The following is a 15,396-nucleotide window of genomic DNA, read 5'->3' on the forward strand; positions in this document are numbered from 1 at the left end:
CAACTGAAAGTAAAAAAAGTGAACATCTTTCAACTAAAAAAATCGGAAAAAATCGAGAAAATGTTAAATTAATCGATTGAGTTGTGCTTATTTTCTCAAAGGAATCGGAAAAAAACAATCAGCTTTTGAAGGGAATTACATGCTTTTCAGAAGACAGTGACGATTTATAACAAAAAAATAGCAGGATAGCTGCCTCTATCCTGCAAAAGAAAAATTATACTAGCGTAGAAGGCAGGAATCGAACCTGCACCTCGTCTTTGCCAAAAATAACCAGAAATACGTTCCGATCATTTTTACCAAAACGAGTAAAGCGCCAGACTTCATCTACACTTTGTATTATGCCAAAGAGAGTTCAACGATTTCGTAAGAAGCAATGAAAAAATTGCAAAAAGTTGTGCAGAAAACATGAAGGTTGTTTAAGAAAGAATAACCATAGAACTTAGTCGTGAAAAAGAAGAAACCAGCTGCAACGAAGCGTAAAGCGCTTCGTTTGGAAACCTCCGTTTTTTCTGAAAAAATCAGATAAAGTTTTCTTGACATTTTCTAGGTGAGAATGTATCATTCTGTTTGGGCACTCTTTACAAGAGTCAGAAAGTGATTTAGAATTTTCGCTCCCTATTCATTTATGGATAGGGAGCTTTTATTATTTTCTAAATGCTTTTCCTGTAAAATAGATTAAAGGAGTTTTTCAGTTTATGACAAAATATATTTTTGTAACCGGCGGTGTGGTTTCTTCTATTGGTAAAGGGATCGTAGCAGCATCATTAGGACGTCTGTTGAAAAATCGCGGCTTGAAAGTAACGATTCAAAAATTCGATCCGTACATCAACGTCGATCCAGGAACGATGAGCCCATACCAACATGGTGAAGTATTCGTAACCGATGATGGAGCAGAGACCGACTTAGACTTAGGTCACTATGAACGCTTTATCGATATCAATTTGAACAAATACTCAAATGTAACAACTGGAAAAATCTATTCAGAAGTTTTGCGGAAAGAGCGTAAAGGAGAATACTTAGGCGCGACTGTTCAAGTGATCCCGCATATCACCAACGAGATCAAAGAAAAAATCATGCGGGCAGCCAAAATGACTGATTCAGATGTGATCATTACAGAAGTCGGCGGTACAGTAGGGGATATTGAATCATTGCCATTTCTAGAAGCTTTGCGTCAAATGAAAGCGGACGTAGGTTCAGACAATGTGATGTACATCCATACGACGCTGATTCCTTATTTGAAAGCAGCAGGCGAAATGAAAACCAAACCGACCCAACACAGTGTGAAGGAACTGCGCGGCTTAGGGATTCAACCAAATATCTTGGTCGTTCGGACAGAACAACCCGTAGGACAATCAACGAAAAACAAATTGGCACAATTCTGTGACGTGGCACCAGAAGCCGTGATCGAATCTCGTGACGTTGAGACCCTTTATTCGATTCCATTGGCACTGCAAGCGCAAGGCATGGATCAAATCGTGTGTGATCATTTGAAACTGACTGCACCAGCTGCTGACATGACTGAATGGCAAGCATTGGAAGAAAAGGTACTGAATTTGAAGAAAAAAGTACGCATCGCATTAGTTGGAAAATACGTGGAATTGCCAGATGCTTATCTATCAGTTGTCGAAGCCTTGAAACATTCTGGCTTTGCCTTTGATGCAGACATCGAGATCGATTGGATCAAAGCCCAAGAAATCACACGAGAAAACGTGGATTCTTACTTAGGTGAAGTAGACGGTATTCTTGTTCCTGGTGGATTCGGTGATCGCGGGATTGAAGGAAAAATCGAAGCGATCCGATATGCTCGGGAAAACGATGTGCCATTCTTAGGGATTTGTCTAGGAATGCAAATGGCTTGTGTGGAATATGCCCGCAATGTCGTTGGCTTGGAAAATGCCAATTCCGCAGAAACAGATCCTGAAACAGCCAACAACATCATTGATTTGATGGCTGACCAAGAAAACATCGAAAACTTAGGTGGAACATTGCGCTTAGGCTTATACCCATGTAAAGTGAAGAAAGGCACCAAAACAGCTGCAGCTTATGACGGAGAAGAAGTTGTTCAAGAACGTCACCGTCATCGTTATGAATTCAACAACAAATACCGTGAAATCTTTGAAGCAAACGGGATGGTTTTCTCAGGTGTGTCACCAGACAATCGTTTGGTTGAAATCGTTGAGATCCCAGAAAACAAATTCTTCGTGGGTTGCCAATTCCACCCAGAATTGATTTCTCGTCCAACTCGCCCACAACGCTTGATCAAAGCATTTGTTGGAGCTTCATTAGACAACCGCCAAGCATAATAATCGCTAGCGGCAAAACAAGGAATGAATGTGCGAAACTCCTCATCTCAAGATGGGGAGTTTTTTTGAGTTGCGCCATCCCAATAATCCGTAAAAGGTTGAAACTTGCGAGAGCGTTGGTAGAAGGTATCTGTTTCTGCACACAAAAAACTTCCGTCAAAACGACCGGAAGTTTCTGGCTGATGCATTATTTTTTTCGCTAACAGTTCGAATGAAATCCGCCAGCGGGAAACCCATGTTGATTTGCTAGTGTCTAGAGAGGATTATTCTTTTAGCTTATACCCTTGGTCTAAGAGCATTTCCTCTGTACGTTCCATGCTGATCCCATTTTCGGTGTTTCCTTCGAAACTAACCCCAGGCAATTGTTTCGCTGAATCATAATCCAACTCATCATAATTGATGGTCAAGGATTCAGTCGCCTCACTATCTGTATAGTCGAGGGAATAGTCCAACCCTTTGACTTGCTGATACTGTTCTGCAATCGGATCAAGCACGGTTTGTGCTTCTTCTTTAGTCGTTACCCCGATCGCTGAATAAGGCATGACATTGTTCGCAGTCTGAGTTTTTACTTTATCGCCTTCATAAGTGAAGACCAGTTCCATCGAAACCCCATTTTGATCCATTGTGAATGTTTTGGTTTCTTCCTTGGCCCCCGAGCTACAGCTTGCCAAGAAAAGAACTCCGATGACTGCCAAAAATCCAATAAGCGCTTTTTTCATTTTATCCCTCCTTTTTTACATAATAATATAGCCGCTTTCACAAGGCTATTCTTATGCTCAAAAGAGAAGAAGAAAGGATTTGCTGGAAAATTATGATAAAATGACGAAAAAATATGTGAAATTTTTCTCGAATTTTCACACGCTGATTTGTTATCTAACGACCGCATATAGGAGAGCAAAACCTTACAGAATCGTAGACTTTCAGAAAAGATGATGAAAATGCTGGATTTTTATATTTGTGCAATCTTTTTTTGAAAAGAGAAATTCCTCTTTTTAGTAGCAAATACCGCAAATCTTTGCTAAAATAGCATTGTCGGTTAAGCATTGCTTAACAAATAAAGTTTTTCAAAACTTAGGAGGAATTTTTTATGCCAGTAGTATCAGGAGCTGAATTCTTAAAAGCTGCTCGTCAAGGCGGATATGCAGTCGGCGGATTCAACACAAACAACTTAGAATGGACACAAGCGATTTTAAAAGCTGCTGAAGCGAAAAAAGCGCCAGTTCTAATCCAAACTTCAATGGGTGCTGCCAAATATATGGGCGGATACAAAGTTGCTAAAGACATCGTTACAAACTTGGTTGATTCAATGAACATCACTGTTCCAGTTGCAATCCACTTAGACCATGGTGATTACGATGCAGCAATGGAATGTATCGAAGTTGGTTACACTTCTGTTATGTTTGATGGCTCTCACTTACCATTTGAAGAAAACTTGAAATTGGCTAAAGAAGTTGTCGAAAAAGCACACGCAAAAGGCGTTTCTGTTGAGTGTGAAGTTGGTTCAATCGGCGGAGAAGAAGATGGAATCATCGGTTCTGGCGAATTAGCTGACATCGAAGAATGTAAACAAATGGTTGCAACTGGTATTGATTACCTAGCTTGCGGAATTGGTAACATTCACGGTCAATACCCTGAAAACTGGAAAGGCCTTGCTTTTGACCACTTACAAGCAATCGCTGATGCAGTAGGTTCTGATGTACCATTAGTATTACACGGTGGTTCTGGTATTCCTCAAGACCAAATCGAAAAAGCAATCTCAATGGGTGTTTCTAAAGTAAACGTAAATACTGAATTCCAATTATCATTTGCTAAAGCAACTCGTGAATACATCGAAGCTGGCAAAGATAAAGAAGGTAAAGGATTCGACCCTCGTAAATTATTAGCACCAGGTGTTGCTGCAATCGTTAAAGATGCAGAAGAACACATCGACTGGTTCGGTTCAGCTGGTAAAGCTTAATCTTAATCAAAGATCAAAACTCTTAGAATCACTGATTCTAAGAGTTTTTTTGTTTTCCAAGAAAATATTCTTGATGCGGGGATCAAAAATATCCTGCATCTTTTTTCTTTGAGTGATCTGTGCTAAAATTGGAATGATACACATAAATTAAAAAAGAGTATAGGTGGAATTCCATGAAAAAAATTGTCATCAACGGCAATCGTCCCTTAAAAGGTGAAGTCACCATTAGCGGCGCAAAAAACAGTGCTGTCGCATTGATCCCGGCAGCGATCTTAGCTGATTCACCGGTCATTTTAGAAGGAGTGCCTGACATCCAAGATGTGCACTCATTAATTGAGATTATCGAAATCATGGGTGTAAAGACCCATTTTGAAAACAATACGCTAGAAATCGATCCGACAAACATCGTTTCGATCCCGATGCCTAACGGAAAAATCAATAGTCTACGAGCTTCTTACTATTTCATGGGGGCATTGTTGGCGAAGTTTGGTGAAGGCGTCGTTGGGTTGCCTGGCGGCTGCTTCTTAGGTCCGCGACCAATCGATTTGCATATTAAAGGCTTCGAAGCACTTGGCGCAAAAGTCACCAACGAACATGGTGCCATGTATTTGCGTACCGAAGAAGAAGGCTTGACTGGCGAACGTATCTTCCTAGATATGGTCTCCATCGGAGCAACCATCAATGTGATGCTGGCAGCAGTAAAAGCCAAAGGCAAAACGATCATTGAAAATGCCGCACGAGAACCTGAGATCATTGATGTTGCGACCCTTTTAAATAATATGGGAGCGAAAATCAGAGGTGCAGGTACCAATGAAATTCGTATCGAAGGCGTGGAAGAATTGCACGGTTGTCGTCATTCCATCATTCCAGACCGGATCGAAGCAGGAACCTACCTTTCTTTAGCCGCAGCAGCGGGGGAAGGCATTACTGTCAAAAATGTGATTTATGAGCATCTAGAAAGTTACATTGCGAAATTGGAAGAAATCGGCGTGCGAATGGATATCAGCGAAGATGAAATCTATGTGCATCCCTCAAAAGACTTGAAACCAGCGACTGTGAAAACTTATCCTTATCCAGGATTTGCCACAGACCTGCAACAGCCGATCACACCATTATTGCTAAAAGCAAAAGGAACGTCGGAGATCATGGACACGATTTACGCCAAACGGGTCAACCATATTCCTGAATTAGCACGGATGGGCGCACAAGCAACGACAGAAGGCAACATGATTTTTGTTAGCGGACCGAGCCAATTGCACGGAGCAGAAGTTGTCGCTTCTGATTTGCGAGCAGGAGCTTGTCTTGTCATTGCCGGATTGATGGCGACTGGCACGACCAGCGTCTTTAATGTCGAGTATATTTTGCGCGGCTATGATCATATCATCGAAAAACTAACGGCTCTTGGAGCTGATATTCAAATGATAGAGGAGTAATTATGAGCGATTATCTTACGATGGCAGAGTTGGAAAACAAAACCTTAAAAGAGATCTACACCTTTGCCAAAGAGTTTCGAATTCCTTATTACAGCCAGATGAATAAAAAAGAATTGTCATTGGCTGTGATACGGGCGCAGGCGGAAAAACAAGGCTTCTTTTATATGGAAGGAATCTTGGATATCGTAGGCCAAGAAGGCTACGGTTTTTTACGCCCAATCAACTACGGACCGAGTGCAGAAGATATCTATATTTCTTCGTCACAGATTCGTCGGTTTAGTTTGCGTAATGGTGATAAAGTCGCCGGTAAGGCGCGCCCGCCCAAGGAATCTGAGCGCTATTATGGATTGATGCACGTTGAGTCTGTTAATGGCAAAGATCCAGAAGATGCCAAAGAGCGTCCGCATTTTCCAGCGCTGACGCCGCTTTATCCGAATCGTCATTTAAAATTGGAAACAACGTCAGGACGCCTTTCTACGCGGATGATCGACATGCTGTCGCCAGTGGGTTTTGGACAACGGGGACTGATCGTTGCTCCGCCTAAAGCTGGGAAAACCAGTATCTTGAAAGAAATTGCCAATGGGATCACTGACAATTATCCTGAGGTGGAATTGATCGTTCTTTTGATCGATGAGCGCCCAGAAGAAGTGACTGATTTGGAACGCAGTGTCAAAGGCGATGTTGTTTCTTCAACCTTTGATCTGCAGCCTAGCAATCATACCCGTGTTTCTGAATTGGTACTAGAACGGGCGATGCGTTTGGTAGAAGATAAGCGTGATGTCGTGATTTTGATGGATAGTATCACTCGTTTGGCAAGAGCCTACAACTTAGTGGTACCGCCAAGTGGACGTACACTAAGCGGCGGGATCGATCCAGCTGCTTTGTACAAACCAAAGAAATTCTTTGGTGCTGCCCGCAATATTGAAGAAGGCGGCAGTTTGACGATTCTTGCCACAGCACTGGTGGATACCGGCAGCCGCATGGATGATGTCATCTATGAAGAGTTTAAAGGAACCGGCAATATGGAGCTGCAGCTTTCTCGCAGCTTAGCAGAACGTCGGATTTTCCCTGCGATCGACATCAAGAAATCTGGTACCCGTAAAGAGGAATTGCTGATGAGCAGCGAGCAATTGGAAGAAACCTGGCGCTTACGCAACAACATGTTGGGGGATTCCTTGGAGTTCACAGAACAATTCATTCAATTCTTGCGTAAAACGAAGAACAATGAAGAGTTTTTAGCGGCTTTTCATGATGTCCATTTCGGAGACAAACGGCAAAAAAGAAATATAAAAAGATAATTGCATCTAAAAACCAAACATGGTAAGATAGTCATGTTGTAAAATCGACAAATCAACTCTGGTGAAGCAAATGAGCCAGGGCAAAGGAGAGAAGAAGAAATGAAACAAGATATCCATCCAGATTATCATCCAGTTGTATTCATGGACTCAACTACTGGTTTCAAATTCTTATCAGGTTCTACAAAGAATTCTCAAGAAACTGTTGAGTGGGAAGACGGCAACACGTATCCATTGATCCGTGTCGAAGTAACTTCTGATTCACATCCATTCTACACTGGACGTCAAAAATTCACACAAGCAGACGGACGTGTGGACCGTTTCAACAAAAAATACGGTCTCAAAGACAACAACGCTGCAGAATAAGACAAATAACTGCAAATGTTGTTTCGACAACATTTCTGAGGTTTCCCTTTTACGAGGGAAACCTTTTTTGTTTTTATAGGTAATAGACACGCAACTGCTAAAGCGAAAGAAACCATTCAGAATCTGTTACAAGTAAAGTAAGAGGACTCAATAGATCAGTAAGACAAGAATGTGGAAATTAGCACTATAACGAATCCTATCTAGAAATTTTTTAAAATGAAGCAGTGATCAAGAGTGATTTGATTTAACCTTCGATTGTTATTGAATATTCAAGCTTCAATTGACTTTTAACTTAAATAAAATTATCATTAAATTAATAATATCCCTTTATAAGTTTCTTATTTTGACTTATTTTACCGAATTCAAACGTTTTTTTGAGAAAAGTAGTTATTTCCTCTCTTTAAAAACCAGTTTTACTCTACATAATTAAAGACCACTTACTAGCTAAGCTTTAACTAATCACATCCAAAACAATCAAGAAAGGAAGAGACATGTTTTCATTTAAGAAAAAGAAAGAAGTTATTAATTTACCAGAACTAAGCAACTTTAATGAACGTACATACCCGAAAAAATTGAAAAAGATTGTGGCTCAATTAGAAACCTGTAAATCGGAGGATTTGAATTATATTGATGAATGTATTTTACAAAAGATGGGATATACCGTCCAAAACATCGATGGTTACAAAGATGGTGGTATTGATGTGTATGCTTTTTCTAATAATAAAAAGGCAATAGCGGTCCAATGTAAAGCCTGGAATCCGCAAAAAACAACGGAGCGGATCAGTAAGCCACTCGTTGCCGCATTTAAAGGGATTTTTCCAGACAAAGGGTTTCCCAATGGGCTTTTCATCACTACACATTTTTTTACAGATCAAGCTTTAGAAATAGCCGGTGAGAATCTACTGTTAATTGACAGAAAAAAACTGATTGAGCTGCTTGCGCATTTTTATCCAGAAATGATCAGTGAGTTATTTTATTATAAAACCTTGACTGAATTAGAAGAATGCAAGAGTTGTAAAAATGGGAAGAAGTTGAAACTTTACAATAAGAAGAAACGCAACTATTACTATATCTGTGAAACGTGCGGTGAGTATAGCTCGTTTAATTATTCATCATGAAAAAAAACAAGAGAAAAGCGTAATGAATGAACGGATATCCGTTATTCATTACGCTTTTTTCGCGACTTATGTCACAGTCATTTTTTTTCTCAAATTAATTTTAACAAATGTGTCCTATACGTCGGGTGTAATGACTAAAACAGCCTCGTTTGTTTCGGTAGGTTCGTAGCCAGCTTCCCGTGTTTTTGACGACTTAAAGTGTATTTGAATAGAAGAAAACGTAAGAAATGGCAATCAAGCAAACCAACAATAAACCAGAGAGTGACAGAAAAAGCAGCATGATTCGCTTCTTCTTCAATCCAAGTACAAGTATCACTACATTCAATAGAAAGAAAACAAGTAAAATCGCTAAATATTCCATAACTGGTCCTCTTTTACGTTTTTATTTATCTTACCAGAGATTGGCTGCTTTTCCTAGCAGAAATTGGCTGAAAATGGCTTATTCAAGCGTCTTTCAAAATACTGTAAGTTAAATGAATTAAGGAAAACCAAGAGAACTTTTATGGCTCTGAGACGCTTGCGGCTTGTTTTTGCCAAGCATCATATTTTAACAATAAGTACTCGATCACAAAGAAAAGTGTGGCGGTCGTTTCAAAGGGAGCGATCGCATTTTCGGTTGACTGGATCTCTGGATTTAAAAAGAAAATCGTTTCAGAACAGAGTTTAGAAACCGTTGAGTTTCTCAGCTTCGTGATCCCGATCGTGTTGATATTGCGCTGTTTCAGTTGCTTTGCTAGTTTGACAACGGTGGGTGACTCACCGTTTAAAGTAATCAAAATCACTAAATCATCTGGCTCTATGATGCGATAAAATTGTTCATTGACTGAGATCGCACCAAAATCGTAGACAAGTAGTCCATTAGGCAAAAATAAGAGTTTCATATAATTGGAAACAAGGTTTTGAATGTCCCCTGAACCATAGACAAAGATTCGTTTGGCATGAGCCATCATCTTGCACAATGCTGTAAAATCTTTCTTTTTTAAATTTTCAATCGTTTGAATATGATTGTCTAGAATTTCGCCTTCAATCTCAGAGAGTAGGGCATTTTCTTGTTGTACCTCGTTCTTTAAATGGTATTTGAATTCTGAAAAGCCATCAAAGCCGATTTTTTGACAAAAGCGCATAATCGTCGTCCTAGAAACGATGCACTCCTTGGCTAAATCATTGATGGACATTGCCAAGCAGTGCTTTTTGTGAGTGGTGATGTAGGACCAGATCAAAAAGTCATTCTCGGTTAATCTTGACTGGTAGGTAGTGATACGGTCTTGCAGCATAGGCTATCTCCTCATTTTATCTCTCCATTGATTCTGTGTGACAATTCACATTTTATGTGAAAAAAACCTTTCAAATGTGAGAAACTTTTAAACAACGGAAAAGGGTTTCATAGCATCATTTTAATAGTAAAATGAGAATCAGTAAAGCGCTTAACTAAAAAACGTGAAGGACGAAAAACTATTATGAAAAAAATTCAAAGGTTCGGCGGAGCGATGCTGGCACCGGTCATGCTGTTTTCCTTTTTCGGGATCGTTATCGGCTTTTCTCTGCTATTTTCGAATCAGACGATTATGGGGGATATCGCAGCACCAGATACCCTCTGGTTCAAATTTTGGAATGTGATCGCAGCAGGAGGCTGGACGCCCTTCTTCCAATTACCGCTTTTATTTGTAGTAGGGCTGCCGATCAGTCTAGCTAAAAAATACGCCGCTCGCGCTACGATGGAGGCACTCGTTACTTATATCGCTTTTAATTATTTTATAAATGCAATTTTAACTTTGTGGCCAGAATCATTTGCGGTAGATTTAGCTCAAGGGGCAACTGCTGGTTCTGGGTTGACCTCGATTGCAGGAATCATCACCTTAGATACCGGCATGATGGGCGGCTTGCTGATTTCGGGAATCGTTGTCTATCTCCACAATCGCTTCTATGAAAAAGAATTGCCAGAAATGCTGTCGAATTTCAGCGGATCAGTCTTTGTAACCATGATTTCCTTTTTTGCCATGGTTCCTTTGGCAGTACTCATGTGTTTTGTCTGGCCAGTTATCCAAGAGGGAATGAGAAGCATGCAAGGCTTTTTCATTGAATCAGGAAACTTCGGTGTCTTTATTTATCAGTTCTTGCAAAAAATACTGATTCCAACAGGCTTGCATCACTTTGTTTATGCACCGTTTGCCTATGACAGTGCGGTTGTCGAAGGGGGAATGGCCGTTTATTGGGCCTCCCACATTGGCGAGTTCCAAACTACTGCGTTTTCGCTGAAAGAGCTCTATCCGTTTGGCGGTTTCTCACTATCAGGAATGTCGAAAGTCTTTGGAACGGCAGGTCTGAGTTTAGCGATGATCCAAGCGGCTCGGCCTGATAAAAAGAAAAAAGTGATCGCATTGATTGCACCGGCAGCATTGACGGCTATTTTGACCGGAATCACTGAACCAATCGAGTTTACTTTCTTGTTTGTTGCACCAGCATTATGGTTTGTTCATGCTTTACTGGATGCTTCGATCGCCACAATCTCCTATGCTTTCGGGGTTGTCGGGGACTTTGGCGGCGGATTGATCAACTGGTTAGGTCTAAATTGGCTGCCCTTGTGGAAATTTCACAGTTCAACTTATATTACCCAAATCATTATCGGGCTGATTTTTACCGCTATCTGGTATTTTGTGTTCTCCTTTATGATCAAGAAGTTCAACTTAAAAACGCCTGGACGTGAGGATGATACTGCAGCAATGCAGTTGTATACAAAAGCAGATTATGACAACAAAAAGCAAGATGAAAAATTACCAAAACATGTGCGGCAAGCACAGGCCTATATGCACTTGGTAGGTGGGAAAGACAATGTCATTGATGTAACGAATTGTGCGACACGGCTGCGTTTGACTGTTAAGGATGCCGACAAAGTTGCAGATAGTACGCAGTTTCAAGAAGCAGGTGCCTCAGGATTGGTCAACCCTGGAAATGGCGGCATTCAAATCATTGTAGGATTAACGGTACCAACGGTTAGAGAATCATTCGAAGAACTAATGGCCGAATAAAACAGAATCACAAGGAGGAACAAGTACCATGAGTAAGAAAAAAAGTTCAATTTTAATTGCAGGTGGCGGAAGTACCTATACACCATCGCTAGTTATGATGTTATTAGAAAGTCAAGAGCGCTTTCCAGTTAGAAAAATCAAATTTTATGACAACGATGAAAAGCGACAAGAAACCGTAGCAAAAGCTTGTGCGATCATTATTGCCGAGCGAGCGCCAGAAGTACAGTTCGAATATTCAACCGATCCAAAGGAAGCTTTTACGGATGTCGATATCGTAATGGCACAGCTTCGTGTCGGCAAATATGCTATGCGGGAACAAGATGAGAAAATTCCTTTCAGGCATAATGTTGTCGGACAAGAGACCTGCGGACCTGGTGGTTTAGCTTATGGCCTGCGCTCGATTGGACCGATCTTAGAACTAGTCGACTACATGGAAAAATACTCGCCAGATGCCTGGCTTTTGAACTATTCCAACCCAGCAGCAGTCGTTGCCGAAGCGACCAGAAGATTCCGACCAAATTCAAGAATCATCAATATTTGTGATATGCCAGTTTGTTTGGAAGATATCATGGCGCGAGTGATTGGGTTGAAGGATCGGAAAGAATTTGAGACGAGCTATTTCGGCTTGAATCATTTTGGCTGGTGGACCAGCATCAAAGACCATGACGGCAATGACTTGATGCCACAAATCAGTGCGCATGTTCAAAAGTACGGCTACACCGAACAAACACAAAAAGGCCAGCATAAAGAAAGCAGTTGGCTGGAAACGATGTGGGCGGCTAAAGATCTGCACGAAATTGAACCAGAATTTTTATCGAATACCTATCTGAAATATTATTTGATGGCTGATGAAACGGTGGCTCATGCGGACAAAGAGTATACCCGTGCCAATGAGATCATTGACGGACGAGAGAAGTATGTGTTTGATGAATGCCGACGAATCGTTGCAAACAACACAGCAGTTGATACAACATTTGCCTCAAACGAACATGCTTCCTTTATTACAGACCTTGCTTGCGCACTAACCTTTAATACGAAAGAACGCATGATTCTTATTGTTGAAAACAACGGCGCAATTGCCAACTTTGCCCATGATGCAATGGTGGAACTGCCTTGTCTAGTTGGAAAAGATGGCTACGAAGTCTTGTCGATCGGTGATATTCCAACATTCCAAAAGGGATTGATGGAGCAGCAGATCGCATCTGAAAAATTGGCAGTTGATGCTTGGGAACAAGAGTCTTACCAAAAATTGTGGCAGTCCTTTACTATGAACAAAACTGTACCAAGTGCGAAAGTCGCCAAAGAAATATTAGATGAAATGATTGTGGCGAACGAACCATATTGGCCAGAACTTAAATAGGTCCAGCAGGTAAAAAGGAAAGGGATCGGCTGAAGGAATTTCCTTCAGCCGATCATAAACAAAGAATGGAAATCAAACACAAATTTCAAGTAATCTATTTTGTTCAATATGCAACGATGGCGATTTTGATGACACAAATCGTTCCTTTTTTAACTGAGCAAGGCTATGATGCGCTTGAAAGAGGCTGGTTTTTAGCCTCCTACAGCATCACGACAATTCTTTTTCAGTTAGTGATCGGCTATTATTCGGACAAGAGCAAACGATTAAAACGTATTTCGCTGCTTCTGATGATCTTTCTGGTTTTCTTCTCCATTAGTTTTTATTGGTTAGGAAAAGACCACTGGCTGATCCATTTTCTGGTATTGGCTATTGCGGGTGGATTAGCCAATACAACAGCAACGGTGCTCGATAACTGGGTATTATCGGAGTCCAGTACTTCAAAAAGAATTGCTTCAATCAAAGCAAACGGCTCTTTAGGGTGGAGTATGATGAGTGTCTGCGTGCCATTCTTTTTATTTTCCAATAATTATCGCTGGTTTAGTTTGCCGCTGCTCCTCTTTTTGCTTATCAATTATACATTTTCACGAACGATCCCAGAGAAAAACGCCTTACCGCAAAAGCAAGGAACAGCAACAAACAGCGGTGTCTCGCTGGCAGACATTCTTCTGTTATGCAAAGACCGACGCTTTTTGGTTTATACGGGACTGTTCTTTCTCTTGTACTTGACAATCGTTGCGAACAATACGGTCGTTATCGACAAGCTGATTACAATGGAAAGAGGCAGTGAATTTGTTGGTCTGAAATGGTCGATCCAATCCTTTTGTGAAATTCCAGCGTACCTTTTGCTGAATCGCATGATTGCTAAATGGAAAAATGAGCGCTTGATTTTGATTGCAGGCATATTTTTAACCTTACAATTTTTTGTCTATTGGCTTGCTAGTAGCCCATTCTTACTTTTGGCAGCCAGTTTTCTGCAGTTTTTCACTGTACCGGCATTTACCATCGGCAGTCGAATGATTATCAGTGCTATTACACCGCCAGCTGTTTTTTCTTCTGGACAACTGATATCGATCAGTGTGTACATTGGTGCGGCATCGTTTCTTTCGCCATTAGCTGGCGGCTTTCTTTCGCAGGTGCTGTCCCTCGATACTGCCATCTTTATCTTTGGTTTATTGCCCTTCGTAGCTTTTCTTATCTATTCTAGCTGTCAGAGAACACTGTCGGCAATCTAAGGAGGAATTACGGATGCTTTTTAAAAGAAAAATAGAAATTTGTGCACCGGCAACAGGCCGACTGCTACCGATCGAAGAAGTACCAGATGAGGTATTTTCGTCTAAAATGATGGGAAATGGATTTGCCGTTTCTCATCATCACGGAAAAATCTATGCACCAGCAGCCGGGACGGTTCGAACGATTTTTCCAACACAGCATGCCTTAACCGTTGAGTTGGTGGATGGCCGTTCCCTTTTGATCCACATGGGAATTGAAACAGTGGCGTTAGCAGGGGAGCCCTTCACGATCGCGGTCCAAGAAAACCAGTCAGTCACGACAGGTGAGCTGCTGGCAGAAATGGATGTAGCAGCAGTTGAGGAAATGGGCAAAGAGACCATGGTGATCGTTGTCTTCATGGAGGAACAAGGCGGGAAGTGCCTGCGAACTGACGGCGATATTCAGCAAGGAGAAGCTGTTTTTCACTTGAAATAACCGAATAAAAAAGGAGCGCATTCTCTTAGTTTCAAAGAGAGGCGCTCCTTTTTATTTACGAACCCGTAGAAATATAGTTCTTCAAACCTACTCGCCAAAAGAAGAAGGCGGGAAAGGCAAAGAGCAGACAAACCAACGGCGATAAGATCCACCAAGGATTAGTTATGCGACCAATGACATACAAGAATGGATAATACTGAAACCAAGCCATCGGCACGACGTAGGTCAACAAACGCAAGACGTGTTTTCCGTAGATACTAAATGGGTAGCGACCAAATTCTCGGGCACCATCGGTAAAAATATTCATAAATTCAAGTCCTTGGATCGTAAAGAAGGAAATGGCGGCATACACTAAGAACAATAGGGCGAAAAAGAGGGCGCCGCAGACGATCATTAGAAAAAGAGTCAGGACATTTCCAAAATGCCAAGCAATTCCACTATTGGGAATCGCATACGCAAACAACAGCAAGGCTTGAATAAAACGACCGAGACGAGAGAACTCCATTTTGGAAGCTAAGACTTGAAAGATCAAGGATCGAGGACGCACGAGTGCCCGATCGAACTCGCCATTACTGATCATTTGTGGAAAAAGATCGAACCCGCGAAAGAAGCATTCCGCAATCGAAAAGGCAAACAAAACCGTCGCAAAGGAAAGCAGGACTTCCTCAAAGGTAAAGCCATCCACTTGATGAAACCGGGCAAACATAAACCAAATGCCTAAAAAAGCGGTAAAGGAACCTAGAAATTGTCCCAAAGCAGTTAACACAAAGGAAACCTTATACTGCATCTGACTTTTGAGATGAATACAAAAATAATGCCAATAAACCATATTCC

At 41.2% G+C, this 15,396-nt stretch carries 14 protein-coding genes; 11 read left to right on the top strand and 3 right to left on the bottom strand.

Annotated elements, in window-relative coordinates; genetic code table 11:
- Positions 1–695: 695 nt before the first annotated feature.
- Positions 696–2,303, top strand: a complete 1,608-nt coding sequence (locus tag P0G38_RS02980) for a CTP synthase (RefSeq protein ID WP_005228290.1) — start codon at positions 696–698, stop codon at positions 2,301–2,303.
- A 263-nt stretch (positions 2,304–2,566) separates the two neighbouring features.
- On the opposite strand, the gene P0G38_RS02985 is transcribed toward P0G38_RS02980, so the two are convergent.
- Positions 2,567–3,022 (bottom strand): YehR family lipoprotein, encoded by a 456-nt coding sequence (locus P0G38_RS02985; RefSeq protein ID WP_005233973.1) that lies wholly within the window; start codon positions 3,020–3,022, stop codon positions 2,567–2,569.
- A 368-nt stretch (positions 3,023–3,390) separates the two neighbouring features.
- Between P0G38_RS02985 and P0G38_RS02990 the strand changes: the two genes are divergently transcribed.
- The 6 genes from P0G38_RS02990 (at position 3,391) to P0G38_RS03015 (ending at position 8,945) form a co-directional block, all read left to right on the top strand.
- Entirely contained in the window at positions 3,391–4,260 is an 870-nt protein-coding gene (locus P0G38_RS02990) for a class II fructose-bisphosphate aldolase (RefSeq protein WP_005228297.1), read from the top strand.
- Between the two features lie 173 nt (positions 4,261–4,433).
- Positions 4,434–5,693 carry a UDP-N-acetylglucosamine 1-carboxyvinyltransferase gene (locus P0G38_RS02995; RefSeq protein WP_060791464.1) on the top strand — a complete coding sequence of 420 codons (1,260 nt, stop codon included), beginning with the start codon at positions 4,434–4,436 and terminating at the stop codon, positions 5,691–5,693.
- A 2-nt stretch (positions 5,694–5,695) separates the two neighbouring features.
- Positions 5,696–6,991 carry a transcription termination factor Rho gene (gene rho / locus P0G38_RS03000; protein ID WP_005228301.1) on the top strand — a complete coding sequence of 432 codons (1,296 nt, stop codon included), beginning with the start codon at positions 5,696–5,698 and terminating at the stop codon, positions 6,989–6,991.
- Between the two features lie 99 nt (positions 6,992–7,090).
- Complete coding sequence (locus P0G38_RS03005; protein ID WP_008380527.1) at positions 7,091–7,354, top strand: type B 50S ribosomal protein L31; 264 nt, start codon at positions 7,091–7,093, stop codon at positions 7,352–7,354.
- 491 nt (positions 7,355–7,845) lie between these two features.
- Positions 7,846–8,472 carry a restriction endonuclease gene (locus P0G38_RS03010; RefSeq protein WP_275854006.1) on the top strand — a complete coding sequence of 209 codons (627 nt, stop codon included), beginning with the start codon at positions 7,846–7,848 and terminating at the stop codon, positions 8,470–8,472.
- A 227-nt stretch (positions 8,473–8,699) separates the two neighbouring features.
- A complete protein-coding gene (locus tag P0G38_RS03015; RefSeq protein ID WP_016608418.1) occupies positions 8,700–8,945 on the top strand; it encodes a hypothetical protein in 246 nt (81 codons plus the stop codon).
- A gap of 27 nt (positions 8,946–8,972) precedes the next feature.
- Here P0G38_RS03015 and P0G38_RS03020 read toward each other — a convergent pair whose 3' ends face one another.
- Complete coding sequence (locus tag P0G38_RS03020; RefSeq protein ID WP_010749961.1) at positions 8,973–9,746, bottom strand: MurR/RpiR family transcriptional regulator; 774 nt, start codon at positions 9,744–9,746, stop codon at positions 8,973–8,975.
- 180 nt (positions 9,747–9,926) lie between these two features.
- On the opposite strand from P0G38_RS03020, the gene P0G38_RS03025 reads away from it, so the two are divergent.
- From P0G38_RS03025 to P0G38_RS03040, 4 genes are all read left to right on the top strand, one after another.
- A complete protein-coding gene (locus tag P0G38_RS03025; RefSeq protein ID WP_275855210.1) occupies positions 9,927–11,498 on the top strand; it encodes an alpha-glucoside-specific PTS transporter subunit IIBC in 1,572 nt (523 codons plus the stop codon).
- Positions 11,499–11,526: 28 nt separating this feature from the next.
- Positions 11,527–12,858, top strand: a complete 1,332-nt coding sequence (locus P0G38_RS03030; protein ID WP_010749959.1) for a 6-phospho-alpha-glucosidase — start codon at positions 11,527–11,529, stop codon at positions 12,856–12,858.
- A gap of 65 nt (positions 12,859–12,923) precedes the next feature.
- On the top strand, positions 12,924–14,090 hold the full coding sequence (locus P0G38_RS03035) for an MFS transporter (protein WP_016612788.1): 1,167 nt from the start codon (positions 12,924–12,926) through the stop codon (positions 14,088–14,090).
- A gap of 13 nt (positions 14,091–14,103) precedes the next feature.
- Positions 14,104–14,562 (top strand): PTS sugar transporter subunit IIA, encoded by a 459-nt coding sequence (locus tag P0G38_RS03040; RefSeq protein ID WP_016612787.1) that lies wholly within the window; start codon positions 14,104–14,106, stop codon positions 14,560–14,562.
- Between the two features lie 55 nt (positions 14,563–14,617).
- On the opposite strand, the gene P0G38_RS03045 is transcribed toward P0G38_RS03040, so the two are convergent.
- Positions 14,618–15,391, bottom strand: a complete 774-nt coding sequence (locus tag P0G38_RS03045; protein ID WP_016612786.1) for an ABC transporter permease — start codon at positions 15,389–15,391, stop codon at positions 14,618–14,620.
- Between the last annotated feature and the right edge of the window lie 5 nt (positions 15,392–15,396).

Origin of the sequence: Enterococcus casseliflavus (genome assembly GCF_029215545.1) — a bacterium.
GTDB lineage: Bacteria > Bacillota > Bacilli > Lactobacillales > Enterococcaceae > Enterococcus_D > Enterococcus_D casseliflavus.

Bases quoted from the DNA above. Each gene is read 5' to 3' on its own strand.
- P0G38_RS03035 (WP_016612788.1), top strand. From the start codon at position 12,924: ATGGAAATCAAACACAAATTTCAAGTAATCTATTTTGTTCAATATGCA.
- P0G38_RS02990 (WP_005228297.1), top strand. From the start codon at position 3,391: ATGCCAGTAGTATCAGGAGCTGAATTCTTAAAAGCTGCTCGTCAAGGC.
- P0G38_RS03010 (WP_275854006.1), top strand. From the start codon at position 7,846: ATGTTTTCATTTAAGAAAAAGAAAGAAGTTATTAATTTACCAGAACTA.
- P0G38_RS03015 (WP_016608418.1), top strand. From the start codon at position 8,700: ATGGCAATCAAGCAAACCAACAATAAACCAGAGAGTGACAGAAAAAGC.
- P0G38_RS03030 (WP_010749959.1), top strand. From the start codon at position 11,527: ATGAGTAAGAAAAAAAGTTCAATTTTAATTGCAGGTGGCGGAAGTACC.
- P0G38_RS03005 (WP_008380527.1), top strand. From the start codon at position 7,091: ATGAAACAAGATATCCATCCAGATTATCATCCAGTTGTATTCATGGAC.
- P0G38_RS03040 (WP_016612787.1), top strand. From the start codon at position 14,104: ATGCTTTTTAAAAGAAAAATAGAAATTTGTGCACCGGCAACAGGCCGA.
- rho (WP_005228301.1), top strand. From the start codon at position 5,696: ATGAGCGATTATCTTACGATGGCAGAGTTGGAAAACAAAACCTTAAAA.
- P0G38_RS02995 (WP_060791464.1), top strand. From the start codon at position 4,434: ATGAAAAAAATTGTCATCAACGGCAATCGTCCCTTAAAAGGTGAAGTC.
- P0G38_RS02980 (WP_005228290.1), top strand. From the start codon at position 696: ATGACAAAATATATTTTTGTAACCGGCGGTGTGGTTTCTTCTATTGGT.
- P0G38_RS02985 (WP_005233973.1), bottom strand. From the start codon at position 3,022: ATGAAAAAAGCGCTTATTGGATTTTTGGCAGTCATCGGAGTTCTTTTC.
- P0G38_RS03020 (WP_010749961.1), bottom strand. From the start codon at position 9,746: ATGCTGCAAGACCGTATCACTACCTACCAGTCAAGATTAACCGAGAAT.
- P0G38_RS03045 (WP_016612786.1), bottom strand. From the start codon at position 15,391: ATGGTTTATTGGCATTATTTTTGTATTCATCTCAAAAGTCAGATGCAG.